Source organism: Chitinophaga flava, assembly GCF_003308995.1.
GTDB lineage: Bacteria > Bacteroidota > Bacteroidia > Chitinophagales > Chitinophagaceae > Chitinophaga > Chitinophaga flava.
In genome coordinates, this window is sequence record NZ_QFFJ01000002.1 from 552,729 (window position 1) to 569,117 (window position 16,389).

16 protein-coding genes are annotated in these 16,389 nt (G+C 46.9%); 12 read left to right on the forward strand and 4 right to left on the reverse strand.

Annotated features, from left to right (window positions below; translation table 11 throughout):
* The 5 genes from hisA to DF182_RS18660 all read left to right on the forward strand — a co-directional run bounded on the left by hisA (nt 1) and on the right by DF182_RS18660 (nt 4,976).
* Entirely contained in the window at nt 1-1,140 is a 1,140-nt protein-coding gene (hisA, locus tag DF182_RS18640; RefSeq protein ID WP_113617339.1) for a 1-(5-phosphoribosyl)-5-[(5-phosphoribosylamino)methylideneamino]imidazole-4-carboxamide isomerase, read from the forward strand.
* A 12-nt stretch (nt 1,141-1,152) separates the two neighbouring features.
* On the forward strand, nt 1,153-1,908 hold the full coding sequence (hisF, locus tag DF182_RS18645) for an imidazole glycerol phosphate synthase subunit HisF (RefSeq protein ID WP_113617340.1): 756 nt from the start codon (nt 1,153-1,155) through the stop codon (nt 1,906-1,908).
* Nucleotides 1,909-1,932: 24 nt separating this feature from the next.
* Complete coding sequence (hisIE, locus tag DF182_RS18650) at nt 1,933-2,526, forward strand: bifunctional phosphoribosyl-AMP cyclohydrolase/phosphoribosyl-ATP diphosphatase HisIE (protein WP_113617341.1); 594 nt, start codon at nt 1,933-1,935, stop codon at nt 2,524-2,526.
* Between the two features lie 157 nt (nt 2,527-2,683).
* The gene (locus DF182_RS18655) at nt 2,684-3,766 is read left to right on the forward strand and encodes a TlpA disulfide reductase family protein (protein WP_113617342.1); all 1,083 of its coding nucleotides are present in this window, start codon (nt 2,684-2,686) and stop codon (nt 3,764-3,766) included.
* Between the two features lie 70 nt (nt 3,767-3,836).
* Nucleotides 3,837-4,976 (forward strand): redoxin domain-containing protein, encoded by a 1,140-nt coding sequence (locus DF182_RS18660; protein ID WP_113617343.1) that lies wholly within the window; start codon nt 3,837-3,839, stop codon nt 4,974-4,976.
* A gap of 85 nt (nt 4,977-5,061) precedes the next feature.
* Here the strand turns inward: DF182_RS18660 and DF182_RS18665 are convergent, their stop codons facing one another.
* Nucleotides 5,062-6,585, reverse strand: coding sequence for an aminotransferase class V-fold PLP-dependent enzyme (locus tag DF182_RS18665; RefSeq protein ID WP_113617344.1), 1,524 nt, complete (start codon nt 6,583-6,585; stop codon nt 5,062-5,064).
* Nucleotides 6,586-6,587: 2 nt separating this feature from the next.
* Nucleotides 6,588-7,241: a DUF4395 domain-containing protein gene (locus tag DF182_RS18670; RefSeq protein WP_113617345.1), complete on the reverse strand. Its 654-nt coding sequence runs from the start codon at nt 7,239-7,241 to the stop codon at nt 6,588-6,590.
* A 189-nt stretch (nt 7,242-7,430) separates the two neighbouring features.
* Here DF182_RS18670 and DF182_RS18675 point away from each other — a divergent pair, with 189 nt between their 5' ends.
* From DF182_RS18675 to DF182_RS18700, 6 genes are all read left to right on the forward strand, one after another.
* A complete protein-coding gene (locus DF182_RS18675) occupies nt 7,431-8,468 on the forward strand; it encodes a sensor histidine kinase (protein WP_113617346.1) in 1,038 nt (345 codons plus the stop codon).
* Nucleotides 8,461-9,138, forward strand: coding sequence for a LytR/AlgR family response regulator transcription factor (locus tag DF182_RS18680; protein ID WP_113617347.1), 678 nt, complete (start codon nt 8,461-8,463; stop codon nt 9,136-9,138). The genes DF182_RS18675 and DF182_RS18680 overlap by 8 nt, the downstream gene beginning before the upstream one ends.
* 328 nt (nt 9,139-9,466) lie before the next feature.
* Nucleotides 9,467-9,826: a BlaI/MecI/CopY family transcriptional regulator gene (locus DF182_RS18685; protein WP_113617348.1), complete on the forward strand. Its 360-nt coding sequence runs from the start codon at nt 9,467-9,469 to the stop codon at nt 9,824-9,826.
* 17 nt (nt 9,827-9,843) lie between these two features.
* Nucleotides 9,844-11,442 carry a M56 family metallopeptidase gene (locus DF182_RS18690; protein WP_113617349.1) on the forward strand — a complete coding sequence of 533 codons (1,599 nt, stop codon included), beginning with the start codon at nt 9,844-9,846 and terminating at the stop codon, nt 11,440-11,442.
* A gap of 132 nt (nt 11,443-11,574) precedes the next feature.
* Nucleotides 11,575-12,033, forward strand: coding sequence for a redoxin domain-containing protein (locus tag DF182_RS18695; RefSeq protein WP_113617350.1), 459 nt, complete (start codon nt 11,575-11,577; stop codon nt 12,031-12,033).
* Nucleotides 12,034-12,057: 24 nt separating this feature from the next.
* Nucleotides 12,058-12,558 (forward strand): DsbA family protein, encoded by a 501-nt coding sequence (locus DF182_RS18700; RefSeq protein WP_113617351.1) that lies wholly within the window; start codon nt 12,058-12,060, stop codon nt 12,556-12,558.
* Here DF182_RS18700 and DF182_RS18705 read toward each other — a convergent pair.
* Nucleotides 12,541-13,593 carry a formylglycine-generating enzyme family protein gene (locus DF182_RS18705; protein WP_113619633.1) on the reverse strand — a complete coding sequence of 351 codons (1,053 nt, stop codon included), beginning with the start codon at nt 13,591-13,593 and terminating at the stop codon, nt 12,541-12,543. The genes DF182_RS18700 and DF182_RS18705 overlap by 18 nt on opposite strands.
* 146 nt (nt 13,594-13,739) lie before the next feature.
* Between DF182_RS18705 and DF182_RS18710 the strand changes: the two genes are divergently transcribed.
* On the forward strand, nt 13,740-15,098 hold the full coding sequence (locus DF182_RS18710; RefSeq protein WP_113619634.1) for a GH1 family beta-glucosidase: 1,359 nt from the start codon (nt 13,740-13,742) through the stop codon (nt 15,096-15,098).
* A 60-nt stretch (nt 15,099-15,158) separates the two neighbouring features.
* On the opposite strand, the gene DF182_RS18715 is transcribed toward DF182_RS18710, so the two are convergent.
* Entirely contained in the window at nt 15,159-16,388 is a 1,230-nt protein-coding gene (locus DF182_RS18715; RefSeq protein WP_147243480.1) for a porin family protein, read from the reverse strand.
* Nucleotide 16,389: the final 1 nt, after the last annotated feature.

A 16,389-nucleotide genomic window follows, 5' to 3' on the forward strand; every position in this document is an offset into this window, starting at 1 on the left:
ATGCAAATCAGAAGGATTAGTGCAGAAGATACCCTGACATTACGCCGGGATGTTTTGTATCCTGATGCTTCACTGGAAGCAGTAAAGGTAGATCAGGATGAAGACGGCCTGCACTTCGGAGTATTTGATGGCGGTCAGCTGGTCACGGTCGTATCGTTGTTCATGGGCAGGGGAGAGGCACAGTTCCGTAAGCTGGCCACACTGCCGGCAGCCCAGGGCAAGGGTTATGGGAAAGCAGTACTGGCACACCTGATGGACATCTGCCGGAAGGAAAAAATCAAACTGCTCTGGTGTAATGCCCGTGATACGGCAGTTTCTTTTTACGACCGCCTCGGGTATGTTGCCCGGGGCAATTATTTTATAAAAGGGGGAATCAACTTCATACGAATGGAATTACCACTGGAACAGTCCAAAGCCCAAACATTCGAGATCATTCCGGCCATTGATATCATCGACGGAAAATGTGTGCGCCTGACCCAGGGCGACTACAGCCAGCAGAAAGTGTACAACGAACATCCGCTGGAAGTAGCGAAGGAGTTTGAAGCACTGGGTGTACGCCGCCTCCATCTTGTAGACCTGGATGGTGCTAAAAAGGGAGCGGTGGTCAACTGGAAAGTGCTGGAAAATATTGCCGGTAAAACCTCCCTGGTAACAGATTTTGGTGGCGGTATCAAAACAGATAAAGACCTGGAGATCGTATATGAATGTGGTGCTGCCCTGGCTACCATTGGTAGTGTGGCCGTGAAATCACCGGAGCTGTTTTTCAGCTGGGTAGAACGTTACGGCGCTGATAAAATATTTCTGGGTGCAGATGTGAAAGATGAAAAACTCGCCGTAGGCGGATGGCTGGAAACGACGGACCTGTCTGTGTTTGATTTCCTGGCAGATAATATCAGCCGTGGCGTGCATAATATCTTCTGTACCGATATCGCTAAAGACGGTCTGCTGGCAGGCCCTTCCACGGAGCTGTATAAGAAGATCATCGCACAGTTTTCCGATATTAACTTTGTAGCCAGCGGAGGCGTAAGCCATATCGGTGATGTGGCGGCATTGCAGGAGATCGGCTGCAGTGGCGTAATCATCGGCAAAGCGATCTACGAAGGAAAAATTTCAACAGCGGAATTAAAATCATTCCTGTAAATAACTTATTGTATGCTTACCAAACGTATCATACCTTGTCTGGATATTAAAGACGGCCGTACCGTTAAAGGTGTTAACTTCGAAAATATCCGGGATGCCGGTGATCCTATTGAGCTGGGTGCTTTATACGCAGCACAGGGAGCTGATGAACTGGTGTTTCTGGATATAACGGCTACGAATGAACGAAGAAAGACATTGTCGGAGCTGGTGTCTCGCATCGCCCGCCACGTCGATATTCCGTTTACCGTGGGTGGCGGCATTGCTGAAGTGGAAGATGTGAGTGCGCTGCTGCAGTCCGGCGCCGATAAAATATCCGTTAATACTGCCGCTTTCAAAAATCCGGAGCTGCTGGATCGCCTGGCACGGGAGTTTGGCAGTCAGTGTATCGTACTGGCCATCGACACCCGCTTTGAAGACGGCGACTGGTACGTATATCTCAATGGAGGCCGGGTGAAAACCGATCGTAAAGCATTCGACTGGGCTAAAGAAGCAGTGGACCGTGGTGTGGGAGAGATATTGCTCACTTCTATGAACAACGACGGTACCAAACAAGGCTTCGCGCTCGATATTACAGCGCAGCTGTCACAGAACCTGCATGTGCCGGTAATTGCATCAGGAGGTGCGGGCACTATGCAACACTTTGTGGACGTATTCGAAAATGCCCAGGCAGATGCAGCGCTGGCCGCCAGCATCTTCCACTATAAAGAAATAGAAATACAGGCACTCAAAACCTTCCTTTATCAGAAAGGTGTGAATGTCAGATTTTAAGTATATCCTCTGAAACATGTTATCATGCAGATAGATTTTGAAAAATCGGCCGATGGCCTGGTGCCGGCCATTATACAGGACGCCGCTACCAGCAAGGTGCTCATGCTCGGTTATATGAACCGCGAAGCACTCGACAAAACCCTGGCTGAAAATAAAGTCACTTTCTACAGCCGCTCCAAACAAAGGCTGTGGACCAAAGGAGAAGAAAGCGGCAATTTCCTGCTGCTGCAAGACCTCAAGGTTGACTGTGACTCTGATACCATTCTTATCAAAGCCAATCCGGTGGGCCCGGTATGTCATACCGGCGCTGATACCTGCTGGAATGAAGTCAATGCCAGCAATGATTTTCTGGCAAAGCTGGAAAGCATTATCACCGACAGAAAAAACAATCCTTCCGATAAATCCTACACTTCTCAGCTGTTTGCCAGAGGCATCAACAAAGTGGCGCAGAAAGTAGGTGAGGAAGCGGTGGAAGTGGTGATAGAAGCCAAAGATAATAATGATGAACTTTTCCTGAACGAATCAGCTGATCTGCTTTATCACTACCTCGTGTTGCTGCAGGCAAAAGGTTTTACGCTGGCCGACGTTATAAAGGTGTTAAAAGAAAGACATAAATAGGATTCCTCAAAAATCCTGGATTGCGGATTGCGCAGAATGTTCGATGAATATGCATGGTTTTTTTTGTGTATATTTATTTTTTCGTGCGTAATGCGCAATTCGTATTTTATAATTTGTCGTAAATTACGTCCCATCTAACTGATTAAAATTATTTATAATGAAAGGAATTTTCCTGTTAATGGCAGGTGCATTGATAACTGCCGGTGTTTCAGCTCAGCAGGTATCCGGAATCGTGAAAGGTGGTAATGGCAAGAAGATCTATCTGTTTGACGACCAGGATAATAATCCGGATGACTCCCTGACCATCCAGAATGAGCAGTTTTCCTTCAAGGTGAAGTCAGGCAAGGAGCCTGCCGTATACGCCCTGATACTGCAGGATGTGAATTACCCTATGTTGTTCGTGTCTGGCCAGGAAGCTATCCACTTTACCACTACAGCAGCAGCTTATCCGATTGCGTCAGCAGTAAAGGGGAACGACAATACACTCGCCATGCAGGCCTATCAGAAGGCTTTTGATCCATTGATCAAAAGAGCGCAGACACTTAATCAGGAAGCACGGGAAATCCACCCGGAAGATGAGCCGGCAAAAAATGCTTTCCGTAAGAAAGCCGACCAGTTCAGCCAGGACATCGTAAAAACGGGCACCGACTTTATCACCACCCACCCGAAAAATATTGCCAGCATATGGCTGATGATGAACGAGCTGCGTAACCGCGTGGAACCAGCCGAATTTCAGCGTTTGTTTTCCTCACTGGATAAAACCATCCAGGAAAGTGCTTATGGTAGCAGTGTAACCGCCTATATAAAAAGTCTGAAAGCCAATGCTGTCAACATTGCTGCGGAGGATTTCTCCCAGGAAGATGAAAAAGGCAATCAGGTGAAACTGTCTTCTTTCCGCGGTAAATATGTGCTGGTAGATTTCTGGGCCAGCTGGTGTGGTCCCTGCAGACAGGAAAATCCCAATGTAGTAAAGGCTTTTAACAAGTTTAAAAGCAAAAATTTCACTATCCTGGGCGTATCTCTGGACAACGACCGGGAACGCTGGCTGCGAGCCGTTAAACAGGATGGCCTGGCCTGGACACAGGTATCTGACCTGAAAGGCTGGGGTAATGAAGTCGCCCAGCAGTATGGTATCAATTCCATCCCTGCCAATATGCTGATAGGCCCTGATGGTACTATCCTGGCCAGAAACCTTCGTGGTGAAGAACTGGAACACAAACTGCAGGAAATCCTGAAATAGCCGTTTATCAAAATCAGGTTGCCAATAACCAACCGATTTGCCAAATTTGTTATTCGTAAATTAAAAACCAATGAAGAAATCTTTTGTGGGGATCGCCCTACTCATGCCAGCGATATTGTTTGCCCAGGACAAGAAAGTTGCATCCGCAGGCAAACCCTTTACTATTCAGGGAACTATCTCCCAGCAGGAAAAGCCCGCCACCGTATTTCTCAGAATGCGTAAAAACGGTGAATGGCTGACCGACAGCGCCCAGGTGAAAGATGGTAAATTCTCTATCTCCGGCAATCTGGAAGAGCCTATCCTGGCCAGCCTGATGCTGGTACAGAAAAATGCAGATAAACCAGTGTCTATGGGCCGCGACATGCTGGCCGTATTCCTGGATAACGGCACCGTTGTGGTAAACACCACCGATTCCATCAGCAAAGCTACTGTAACCGGTTCCCGTGCCAACGAAGACTACAGACGCCTCCAGGACCAGCTGAAGGATGTAAACGAAAAAAGCGCAGCCCTCCAGCAGCAGTACCGCGAACTGGCTAAGAATAAAGACGAGGAAGGTATCAAAAAACTGGAATCAGCCTACGATGCACTCGAAGCAGAAGAGAAAAAGATCGAAAACGATTTCCTCGAAAAAAATGGCAATTCACCAATTGCACTGTTTGTACTCAACCAGGTGGCTGGTTACGATATCAAACCAGAGGAAGCAACACCACTGTTCAAAAAACTGAGCAAAGAAGCGAAAAATTCTCCTTCCGGTAAAGAGTTTGCTAAAAGACTGGAGTCGGCTAAAAAGACCGCAGTAGGACAAACAGCCCTGGAATTTTCACAGGCTGATGCCGCCGGTAAAAATATCACCCTCTCTTCTTTCCGTGGTAAATATGTACTGGTAGATTTCTGGGCCAGCTGGTGCGGTCCCTGCCGTGCAGAAAACCCGAACGTAGTGAAAGCTTACGGTAAATTCAAAGACAAAGGTTTTGAAATCCTGGGCGTTTCCCTCGATGATAAAAAAGAAAAATGGCTGGCTGCCGTTGAAGCAGATAAACTTGCCTGGCAACATGTTTCCGACCTGAAAGGCTGGAAAAACGCTGCTGCTGAGCTCTATGGCGTACGCGCTATCCCGCAGAACGTACTGATCGACCCTAAAGGCAAGATCGTAGCTAAAAACCTGCGTGGCGAAGACCTCGAAAAGAAACTGGCTGAAGTACTGCCTTAATAACACCGAAGGTTTAAAACACAGTATAACAGGGGCTGACCAATCGGTCAGCCCTTTTCTATGGCTTCTCCCCAAAACAATATCTTCACGCTGTCCATCGCCCCACATCAAACCAGTCCGGTATTTTTCTAAGCCCTTTGTTGGCATCTCCGCTGAAGAAATACTCATTTGAACCACGATCATAGTAATAGTCCTTTCCCCATTCCCGTATATGCGTGACAGTTATCTCAATGGCATCCAGGATAAAATTAATTTCGTCGTTGGTCATGGTAGGATGAATGGATAACCGCACCCAGCCAGGCTTGCAGGACAAGTCACCTGCCTGGATGCCATGGAGTATAGCGTATGATTCCGGTTTGTCAACATGCAACAGCATATGCCCGTAAGTGCCGGCACAGGAACATCCTCCTCTCATTTGAATCCCGAATCTGTCATTCAGTATCCTCACGATTAAGTTGTAATGCACGCCCCTTACCATAAAGGAGACTACGCCCAACCGGTCAGTTACATTGGACTGAAGCACCTCCACATTTTGTATGGCAGACAACCTGAAGAAAATAATGGATAGCAGTTCTTCTTCCCGCTGAAGCATGCAGGCTACGCCCATCTCTTCTTTAAGCCGGATACTCATAGCTGCCTTGATGCCAGGAAGAAAAGGAGGTGTGCCTCCGTCTTCGCGTTGTTCGATATCTTCTGTGTAGATATGTGTTCCCCAGGGATTGGTATACTTTACAGTCCCTCCTCCCGGTTGATCAGGTATTTTATTGTTGTAAAGTGCCTGATTGAATATCAATATCCCCGGAGTGCCCGGCCCGCCAAGGAACTTATGGGCTGAGAAGTAAATAGCGTCCAGATGTGTACCATCGTCTTCAGGATGCATATTGATATCACAATAGGGTGCTGAGCTGGCGAAGTCCACAAAACACCATCCACCATAGGCATGAATAAGTTGGGCAATCTGGTGATAGGGCGTCCGGATGCCGGTAACATTTGAACACGCTGTTACGGCAGCTATTTTATGCCGGCGGTTTTTATACTGTTCCAGTAAAAAACTGAAGTGAAGCAAATCAACTGTCCCTTCTTCGGTCATCCCGATGATTTCCACGGTGGCAATGGTTTCCAGCCAGCTGATATGATTGCTGTGGTGTTCCATATGTGTTACAAAAACAATCGGTCTCCAGTCTTCATCAGGTGGCAGCGATAACGCTGAAGTATAGGATGCAAGGCGCTCAGGTATTCTCAGTCCCAGTATGCGCTGCAGTTTGTTTACAGCGGCGGTCATTCCGCTGCCGCAGAAGAGCAGCACATCACTGTTGTTGGCGTTAACATGATTTTTTACGATCGCTTTTGCCTCTTCATAGGCGCCGGACATCGAACTGCCGGTGATAGTAGTGCTGGTATGCGTATTGCCAATAAATGGAAGTATTTCCTGCTGTATATGATTTTCAATGGGTCCGTAGCCTCTGCCACTGGCCGTCCAGTCGGCATAAATGATCCGTTGAGGGCCAAATGGCGATTCAAAATAAGTCTGTTGACCAATGATATTCTTTCGGTAAAAGGAAAAGTAGCTTTCCAGTCCGCTTACACGGGGAATAGATAACGAAAGCATAACTACCTGGATTGAGCCGTTTTAAATAAGTCATGCGGAGCCTTGCTATAGCGTTCAACTAACAAACCGGATGCAACATAAATCAGAGTAATAAACATTGCCAATATTATTAATTGTCCAATAGACACTTTTTGTATCTGTTGTCTGGAATTGATATCACATACTTCTCCCGGGCAATACTGTACCTTCTTCCGGTTAAACAACCGATAAAATATACAACCCAGACAAATACCGAAGACCGCTTCGAAAAACAGAAACAGCAGGCAGACCAGGCAAATCAAACCGGTAATAATGCTATAGGCATTAACGATGATGAAAAAATAAAACATAACCGCCGACAGGACGATGCCAATACTCCAGGCGAATTTTTTTTGCGCTGCACCTACATATTCAGGTGTTTGATTCCGGACGATCAAACGCCCTGCTATCAGGGTTGGCGAAAACCTGGGGTTGATCAATACACGGATCAGAAAATCTAACAGGAAAAAAGTGATCACATACTTGACAGGGATAAAATTTCCGTCGAAGAGGATAAACAACAATGAAGTATAGGTGGCGAGAAACAGGATACCTGCGGCGGCTCTGACTTCTCTTTCGTTTAGTACGGGGATATTATACCCTTCAACGGTTTCTCCGAATTGAATGAGGTTGTTCATGTTTTGATTAATATTGAGATGGATGTTGATTTGTTGACAGTACAAGATTAGAGAATCGGCCATTTTGCAGACATGCCGGGGCTACGAACAACGGATAATGGTAAACAAACTGCGGAATTGGGTCGATGTCCCTTGCCGGATAATAAAATGAAAAACATTTTATCGACATTTACTGCAACAAACATCCATATGAAGAAACTATACCTCATAAAACGATATAAGCTGTATATCTGGCTCATTCCGATTTTTTTACTGCTCAACCTGCTGGGGGATGTAGTGGAAGGTGCCGGTGATTTCCCTCAGAGGGCGGTCAATGAATTATGGCTGGTATGTTATCTGACGGTGGCCAACTACCGGCTTTTTGAATACGCCTTACCGGCTATGAGTTGGAAAAGATGGTTTGAATCATTCCTAAAGGTGCTGCTGTATTGTTTTATTTATTCCCTTGGTTTTTTTCTCTGGAGATCGCTGGGTGTAACATTGCATATCTATACGGTGCTGGATAAAACGATATCCATACCCGAGAGAATCGGAGGCCTTACAGGGTATAGCATTGGATCGGTTGTTATTTTTGGAATAACCAGACACATTTTCAACTATGTAAAGCTGAAACAATCATCGCAGCAACTGCAGATAGAAAGCCAGCAGGCAGAGCTGAACTATCTCAAGTCACAAACTAATCCACATTTTTTATTCAATACACTGAATAACATCTATTCACTGGCCAGAGACAAATCTGACCTGGCGCCGGAATCCATTCTGCGGCTATCAAAGATTCTGCGGTATATGTTGTATGAAACCAGCGCGCCCTATACAGCTATAGAACAGGAGCTGAGAATCATTGATGATTACATCGCTTTGGAAAAGCTACGGTATGATGAATCGCTGCAGGTAAATTTCAGCCATGATCTGGAAGACAGCAGGCAAGGTATTCCTCCGCTGTTGCTGGTTCCACTGGTTGAAAATGCCTTTAAGCATGGTGTATCGGAAACCAGAGACCAGCCACGGGTAAGTATTTTTCTTTCTGTAAAAAAAAGGGTACTGCTTTTTACAGTAGAAAATTCCACTGGTGATCCGGCGGATAACAACAAAGTGAAAGAAAATATCGGTTTGTCTAACTTACGCCGCCAGCTGGCATTGTTATATACTGATTACAGTCTTGATATACGGCCGGGAGATTTTATGTTTACCGCTGTCCTGAAAATAAACCTCAACAGTCATGTCTAGCATAAAATGCATTATTATAGAAGATGAGCCACTGGCTGCAAAAGTGCTGAAGGATTACGTTTCAGCAGTTCCCTTTCTGGAGCTGCAGGGTATTTTTAAAGATGCAATCCTTGCTTCAGAATTTCTGTTGCATAATAAAACGGACCTCATCTTTCTGGATATCCATCTGCCGAGGCTGAAAGGGATGGCTTTTCTCAAAACACTGACCAATCCGCCTTCCGTGATTGTTACCACTGCCTATCATCAGTATGCAGTAGAGGGTTTTAACCTGAATGTAACAGATTACCTGCTGAAGCCTATTGAATTTGAACGTTTTTTTACAGCTGTTAATAAAGTAAAAGCAGCCACCCGCCGGGGAATAGAGGAGGTCAGGGATTTTATTTTCGTATATGTGCAAAAAAGGAGAGTGAAAATCCGGTTTTCGGAGATATTGTATATAGAAAGCCAGCGGGAGTACATTAAAATCGTGACCATCAGCAGTGAATACCTGTCCAAGATGAGTACCAATGAGATTGAAGAGCTGCTGCCTGGGCATATTTTCAAACGTATACATCGCTCTTTCATTGTTTCTATTAATCAGATTGATTCCTATACTGCTGAAGTAGTGGAGATAAAAGGGAAGCCCATTCCTATTGGAAGAGGATATAAGGACATACTGGATAAATTGTAGGAGATGGCGCGAAAATATTCAAGGGTATGTAGCGATGTTCATTGACACCGAAGGAAACAAAATGGCGCTTCATTCAATCAACTAAAGCGAATCCCTAAAACCTGAATACATCTCTTCTGTAAAATATAGCTTTAAATTCCGGCCTCACAACGATATACAGTTGTGAGGTTTGTTATTTAAATACAACCTGTCCTGTATATTCTGGTTTTAATAGTTGTTTGATAATTAATGATTTGAATTCTTTTTTAGAATTTTCAGAGAAAATATTTCCTTAATTACGAAACTTTCGTAGATTTACGAAAAGTTCGTAATTAATAAATTTATCAATATGGAAAAGCTCACCCAACAGGAAGAAGCTGCCATGCTGGCGATATGGAAAAGGGGGAAAGGGTTTGTGAAAGACTTCCTGGAAGCGCATCCTGCACCGGCGCCGCCATATACTACACTAGCTTCTACCATTAAAAATCTGGAAAAGAAAGGGTTTGTGGAAAGTCATAAGGTAGGTAACGTATATGAATATACGCCGATCATAAAAGAAGAGACCTACAAAAACAGGTTCATGAGTGGTTTTGTAAAAGACTACTTCGCGAACTCTTATAAGGAGCTGGTATCTTTCTTCGCCAAAGAAAAGAAGATTAGTCCTGAAGAGCTGAAAGAAATTATCCGGATGATTGAAAATGGTAAATAATCTAAACCTGGAAAACAATGATACCTGCCATACTGATTTACCTCCTGAAGGCCAATATTGCGCTGACCCTTTTTTTTCTTGCTTACTGGCTGGGATTAAGAAGACTGACTTTTTACACCCTTAACAGGGTGTTCCTGTTGACCGGCATTGCTTTTTCCTCTTTATTTCCATTGGTAGCTGTTAATTCATTTGTCAACCGGCACCAGGCTATTGCCGGTGGCATGACTTATCTGCCAGATCTCGAAGCGCTCAAAACCCATGCCGACACTTTCACTGTTTGGACCTTGCTGGTTTATCTGTTCTGGGCAGGTGTAACGGTAATGGCTATACGTTTTTCTATTCAGCTCTTTTCACTCTGGACGATCCACCGGAAGTCCAGGCCTGGTGTGGTAGAAGGCACTGCCGTACGGACATTGCAGAAGGAGCTGTCTCCCTTCTCGTTTTTCCGGCATATCTACATTAATCCTTCCCTGCATCAGCCGGAAGAAATACCGGCTATCCTCTGCCATGAGCAGGTACATGTGAAACAATGGCACAGCGCCGATGTAATACTGGGGGAACTGAATAATATTTTTTACTGGTTTAACCCCGGCGCCTGGATGATGAAAACGGCGATTCGCGAGAACCTTGAGTTTATTACTGATCGTTATCTCCTGAAGCAGGGCATAGATAAAAAAACATATCAATACAGTCTGATACAAGTTAGTGGGATCCCATATGCGACGGCCATCGCAAACAATTTCAATTTCTCACATTTAAAAAACAGGATCATTATGATGAACAGGAAACAGTCATCAGCCATCCAGGTGGTACGCTATGGAGCTTTCGGCGTACTGGTCGGAGGCCTGGTATTATCACTCAATTACAGCCGGGCATCGGTGGTAAACCACCGGGTGGTATTTGCCCCTGCAGCTGTGCAACCAAAAGATTCCATCAGTTCACGTGAGGCGGTTTTTGTTGCCGGACCGGCAGCACCGGAGCGCACTGCTTCCCCAAAAGCCAGGCCTGCCGTATCTGTAGCCAACCCGGCCCCAGCTCCGGCGGCGGCCCCAGCACCAGCCCCTAAAGAAGCAGCACCGGCAGGTGTAGCAGCTGCTGGCGGACCTGCGACCGTTACCCTCAGCCGTGGTAATACGGCTAGTGGCGACGGACCTTTGTATCTGCTAAACGGCAGACTCATCACCGATGGAGAAATGCGCGCGCTCAATGCGGATGATATTGAATCCATCAGTGTTTACAAAGGCGCTTCTGCAGATGCCTATGTAGCACAATACGGCGAATCTGCCCGCAACGGTGTGGTGGAGATATTTACCAAATCCTGGGCTGCTGCCAATAAAAAAACAATGAGTGGTCAGGCATTTATAGTAAAAAATACGACCATCTCCGGAACAGCCAATCGTGTACCTGCAGCTACTGGCGTTGGCGGCAAAGTGACGCTGATGGGAAATGCTATTATGGTCAACTCAACTAGTGCATCTGTACAGGATGCTGCAGGCAATATTTTGTCTGCTGATAAAATTGTCCTTCTCTCCAAAGGAGAGCAAGGAAGCACCAATGCCAATAAAGATGATAAAGATGCCAGACAAGCAAAAGTAGAATCAGACGCTAAACCCTGATTAAATCTTCTCTTCGCTCGGGAAACAAAAAGCCACGGTCCGCCACCGTGGCATTTTTGTTTGCAGACAACTTTCTCCGGGCATGAACGTTATACTTAAAGCACTGTTTTTTCCCTGGATAAATGGCGGTTTATGTTACAAAAAGGCGATAAAGCACCCGATTTTACTCTCCAGGCAGCTCCGGGCAAACCTCTCCGGCTGTCGGACCTGCATGGCCAAAATGTGATCCTCGCATTTTATCCGGCCGACTGGAGCCCCGTTTGCAGCGACCAGATGGCCCTGTACAATGAAATGCTCCGTTTCTTCGAAAAGTATAACGCTATGCTGCTAGGTATTTCTGTAGATGGCGTGTGGTGTCATCAGGCATTTGCGAAAGACAGAAACCTGCATTTCAACCTGCTGTCGGATTTTGAACCCAAAGGGGCGGTGTCTCGCCAGTACGGCGTGTATATGGATGGCGTTAGTCAGCGTGCACTGTTTGTCATCGATCAGCAAAGGATGATACAATGGAGCTATCTGTCGCCTATCGATCAAAACCCCGGTGCTGATGGTATTCTGCAGGCACTGGAATCCATAACGATGACCGCCTGAATAAAAAACTGATAACTCAATTATATGCTTACACCTCCCATTACCAGCCGTGATCATGTAACCGGCAATCCCCAGGGCACTGTGGAGATTGTAGAATACGGAGATTTTCAATGCCCCTACTGTGGAGAAGCTTTCGGTGTAGTCCGTGACCTGTTGCGGTCTGCGGATAATATCAAATTTGTATTCCGGCATTTCCCACTGGCGGAATCTCATGAGTACGCCATGGATGCGGCTATAGCAGCCGAAGCAGCCGGCAGGCAGCAGCAGTTCTGGCATATGCACGATGCCCTTTACCTCCATCAGCGGCAGCTGAATGATAACCTGTTTATGGAACTGGCCCGAGAACTGAAGCTGGACCTCGACCAGTTTGAAGATGATATGCAGGATAACCGCCTGGTCAGCAAAGTGGAAGCTGACTTCGAAAGTGGTGTGCGCAGCGGTGTGAATGGCACACCGACTTTCTTTATCAATGGCAAAAGATATAACGGGGACTATCGTAATCTGTTATCAGTGGTGCGTCACTGATCGTACACAACGGAATCCCAGATTGGCCAGGCCCGATTCAGGAGTTGTTTTCATCCTGGCAGATACTCTGTACCCACGGCAATACTCGTCACTGCACATATAGGAACCTCCCCTGATCACATGTTTTTCCAGCGCCGGATCTTCCGGATCATATCCTTTGGCTGGCCCGGAAGGGTTGGCGGCACCATTTTCCACCTGTGCGTAATAACGGGCATCATACAGATCAGACACCCATTCCCATACATTACCGGACATATCATACAGCTGATAACCATTAGGGTTATACGATTTTACAGGCGCAGTGTTTTCAAATCCATCTGTATGAGTGTTTTTATAGGGAAAATTACCATTCCAGGTGTTGGCTTTAGGTTTGCCTGCAGTCAGGGCTTCACTGCCCCAGGGGTATATCTGGTTGGAAAGGCCGCCTCTGGCTGCATATTCCCACTCTGCTTCGGTGGGTAGGCGTTTGCCGGCCCATTTGGCGTAAGTCTGTGCATCATGCCAGGATACCTGTGTTACAGGATGATTTTCCCGGCCTTTGATATCACTTCCCGGGCCTTCCGGATGCTGCCAGCTGGCGCCGGCGATAAAGCTCCACCACTGCGATACATCGTTGAAAGGTACTGCATGATTGGGCGGTGTAAACACCAGTGCTCCGGCCGCCAGCATGCTGCTGTCTGGTTCAGCAGAGCCCGGAGGCAGGGTGGCCATCAGTTCTTCTTTGGAAATCGGCTTTTCGGCGGTGGTCACATAACCGGTGGCCGCTACAAAGGCAGCAAATTCACGGTTGGTAACTTCATGTTCATCCATCCAGAAACTATCTACTTTCACACTATGTTTGGGATACTCATCAGGCATGCCGGTACTGTCATCGGCACCCATGCTGAAAGTGCCACCTGGAACCAATACCATCCTATTGAGTGTATCCGTGCCAGTGATAGCGGAGGTCGTATCCTGTTGAACGGCTGGCCGGCTGTTGCCCGCACAGGCCGTCAGGGAGGTGAGTATACTGAGATATATTAAATGCCTGCTCATCCGCACAAAATAAGAAAGTTCAGAGTATCCCGCAAACAAGGGCTCGCATGGCCGTTAACAATAATATAATGATTTTTTTACGCAAACTGTTGTAAACTGCACTCTGAACGGTGCAGCAGACCGGCACTGTTATTCAGGTTTTGCATATGCAACAGTCAGTCATGCCTTTTACCAGAAAGGATTTCGGGGATGATTTTCTTTGGGGAGTCACCATTTCCGCTTTTCAGAATGAAGGCGCTCATGACCATGATGGCAAAGGACTTTCCATCTGGGATACCTTCTCTGGCAGAAAGGGCAAAATCCGCGATAAAACCCATGCACAGGTAGCATGTGATTTCTATCATCGTTATACGCAGGATATCTTGCTGGCTAAAATGCTGGGCTTCAATGTATTTCGTTTCTCCTTATCATGGTCCAGAATCATACCTGGCGGCACCGGCGCGGTTAATCAGGCTGGCATTGATTTTTATCACCGCGTGATAGATGCCTGCCTGGAGCTGGGTCTGGAGCCCTATGTTACTTTATATCACTGGGACCTGCCACAGGCACTGGAAAACAAAGGCGGATGGTGCCACCGGGGCGTGGTGTTTGCCTTTGAAAACTACGTGCGCGTATGTACGAAGGCTTTCGGTAACAAGGTAAAACACTGGATCATCCTGAATGAGCCATTCGGTTTTACTGCATTGGGTTATATGCTGGGTGTGCATGCCCCTGGCAAATTCGGTTTGTCATGGTTTCTGCCGGCCGTGCATCATGCGGTGATGGCACAGGCAGAAGGCGGGCGTGTGGTCAGGGAAGAAGTAGCTGGTGCCAGGATTGGTACTGCTTTGTCCTGTTCCCAGATCATTCCCTTTACCAACAATGAACAGGATCTGAGGGCTGCCCGGAAGGCTGATGCACTGTTTAACCGGTTGTTTCTCGAACCTGCGCTGGGTATGGGATACCCTGTTGCAGACTTCCCCTTGCTGAAAAAGATAGAGCGGCGTTATGCTCTTTGGCGTGACTGGGACAAGCTGCCCTTTGATTTTGATTTTATCGGTGTACAAAATTATTTCCCGCTGGTAGTTAAGCATAATGCTTTTATGCCCGTCATCAATATATCAGAAGTGAAGCCTAAAGCCCGTAATGTGCCTACCACGGCCCTGGGATGGGAAATCAATGGTAACGGTCTGTATGAAGTGCTGAAACAGTTTGCCGCCTATGATGGTGTAAAAAGACTCATCGTTACAGAAGGTGGTGCTGCTTTCCCTGATATCCGGGAAGAAGACGGATCTGTTCGCGATCATGACCGTATACAATATTTTACAGAATACCTGGGAGGCGTGCTCAAAGCCAAACAGGAAGGAGTACCGGTAGATGGTTATTTTGCCTGGACCCTGACCGACAATTTTGAATGGGCCGAAGGATACCGCGCCCGCTTTGGCCTCGTACATGTCAATTTTGAAACCCAGCAAAGAACGATCAAGGAATCGGGCTATTGGTTCCGGAACCTGTTGAACGAATAAACGAAAATAAAAACGCGGGGCAGCATCATCATGCTGCCCCGCGTTTTTTAACGGAAACCCTTACTGGTTCAGTCGCTTCAGGAACCACAGATCTCTCAGGCTGAAGTTAAATACAGCATTAAAATAGTTTTCCTTAACAAGCCCATTGCTGGTAGTGCCACGTTGTCCGGCTTCGATGCCGATATAGTAGCGGAGCTGCCCGTTTTTGTTGGGCAGGGAGGCCCCAAGCGTACCGGCAATATCGTGGATGGAAGTGTTTTTTATGACTAATGGCGATTGATTGTAACTAAAGCCGGCCTGCAGGATAAGGGCTTCTACGGGACGGTTGTAATACTGTTTGCTGATTGCATATTCCACGCCTGTTGAAAACCGTTGGCCATCCTGATAATAATAGTTCAGTCCTTTATCGCTGAGATTATTCCACTGCTGATGACGATAATCTGCTACCCAGGTGATGGTACCATTGGTGAGTGAAATGCCGGTGCCGTATTCGGCGGGCAGCGTAAAGTAGCCGGGTGCCAGCTGTTCACTATAATAGGAGACGGCGTCCTGGTTCACGATGTTGAGTTGTTGTTGCAACTTCATCCTGGTCTGAAAGCGGTAGGTGGCACCCAGTCCCAGCTGCCACTTGTCGGTTACCTTGGTCATGTATTGAGCGCCGGCGGTGAAGTTGGGCTTGAACGTATAAGTGTTATGCTGTGTGATGAGGGAGTCGGAACCGGTTGTCTGTGCGGTGTTGAGCGGCCCGAAGAGAAAACCGGTGGACACGCCTATAGAAAAATGTTTGTTCAGCTGAAAACCATTGGAGATATAGGCTCTGTTGAGTCCGCCGGTGCCGGTGGTGGAGGCCGTAATTGGGTTGCCGGTACCGGTGATGAACTGGTTGTTGAGCACTTTGAAGTTCATGGTGCTGAAAGGTGTGATGCCGGCGCTGATGCCCCAGAACCGGGCTGCTTTAAAACCCAGTGCCAGCCTTTTGAAGTTGAGATCAGATGCTGTCTGCGAGATGTTGGTACCAGCGTAGTTCAGGTACTGGGCTTTCATCGAAACGTCGAACATAAAGCTTTGTGTAGGCAGGGCGCTGTAGGAGGCGGGATTGAGCTCGTTCAGGTAGCCGCTGTTGCGACGGCCTATGCCGGTGCTTCCGAGGCCGAAATTGCGGCCGTAATCCCTTTCTTCGAGGTCACCTATACCATAGGCGGAATAGATGGAGTTAAGGCCGTGTTGTGCCTGAGCGGCTGCAGTCAGCAGCAGTAACCACAAAAAACAGGTATATCTTTTTATGTGCATA

Excerpts from the sequence above, each read along its gene's own strand:
- DF182_RS18675 (WP_113617346.1), top strand. The coding sequence starts at position 7,431 with ATGAAGAAACTATACCTCATAAAACGATATAAGCTGTATATCTGGCTC.
- DF182_RS18660 (WP_113617343.1), top strand. The coding sequence starts at position 3,837 with ATGAAGAAATCTTTTGTGGGGATCGCCCTACTCATGCCAGCGATATTG.
- DF182_RS18690 (WP_113617349.1), top strand. The coding sequence starts at position 9,844 with ATGATACCTGCCATACTGATTTACCTCCTGAAGGCCAATATTGCGCTG.
- DF182_RS18705 (WP_113619633.1), bottom strand. The coding sequence starts at position 13,593 with ATGAGCAGGCATTTAATATATCTCAGTATACTCACCTCCCTGACGGCC.
- DF182_RS18710 (WP_113619634.1), top strand. The coding sequence starts at position 13,740 with ATGCAACAGTCAGTCATGCCTTTTACCAGAAAGGATTTCGGGGATGAT.
- hisA (WP_113617339.1), top strand. The coding sequence starts at position 1 with ATGCAAATCAGAAGGATTAGTGCAGAAGATACCCTGACATTACGCCGG.
- hisF (WP_113617340.1), top strand. The coding sequence starts at position 1,153 with ATGCTTACCAAACGTATCATACCTTGTCTGGATATTAAAGACGGCCGT.
- DF182_RS18670 (WP_113617345.1), bottom strand. The coding sequence starts at position 7,241 with ATGAACAACCTCATTCAATTCGGAGAAACCGTTGAAGGGTATAATATC.
- DF182_RS18715 (WP_147243480.1), bottom strand. The coding sequence starts at position 16,388 with ATGCACATAAAAAGATATACCTGTTTTTTGTGGTTACTGCTGCTGACT.
- DF182_RS18700 (WP_113617351.1), top strand. The coding sequence starts at position 12,058 with ATGCTTACACCTCCCATTACCAGCCGTGATCATGTAACCGGCAATCCC.
- DF182_RS18695 (WP_113617350.1), top strand. The coding sequence starts at position 11,575 with ATGTTACAAAAAGGCGATAAAGCACCCGATTTTACTCTCCAGGCAGCT.
- DF182_RS18665 (WP_113617344.1), bottom strand. The coding sequence starts at position 6,585 with ATGCTTTCGTTATCTATTCCCCGTGTAAGCGGACTGGAAAGCTACTTT.
- DF182_RS18655 (WP_113617342.1), top strand. The coding sequence starts at position 2,684 with ATGAAAGGAATTTTCCTGTTAATGGCAGGTGCATTGATAACTGCCGGT.
- DF182_RS18680 (WP_113617347.1), top strand. The coding sequence starts at position 8,461 with ATGTCTAGCATAAAATGCATTATTATAGAAGATGAGCCACTGGCTGCA.
- DF182_RS18685 (WP_113617348.1), top strand. The coding sequence starts at position 9,467 with ATGGAAAAGCTCACCCAACAGGAAGAAGCTGCCATGCTGGCGATATGG.
- hisIE (WP_113617341.1), top strand. The coding sequence starts at position 1,933 with ATGCAGATAGATTTTGAAAAATCGGCCGATGGCCTGGTGCCGGCCATT.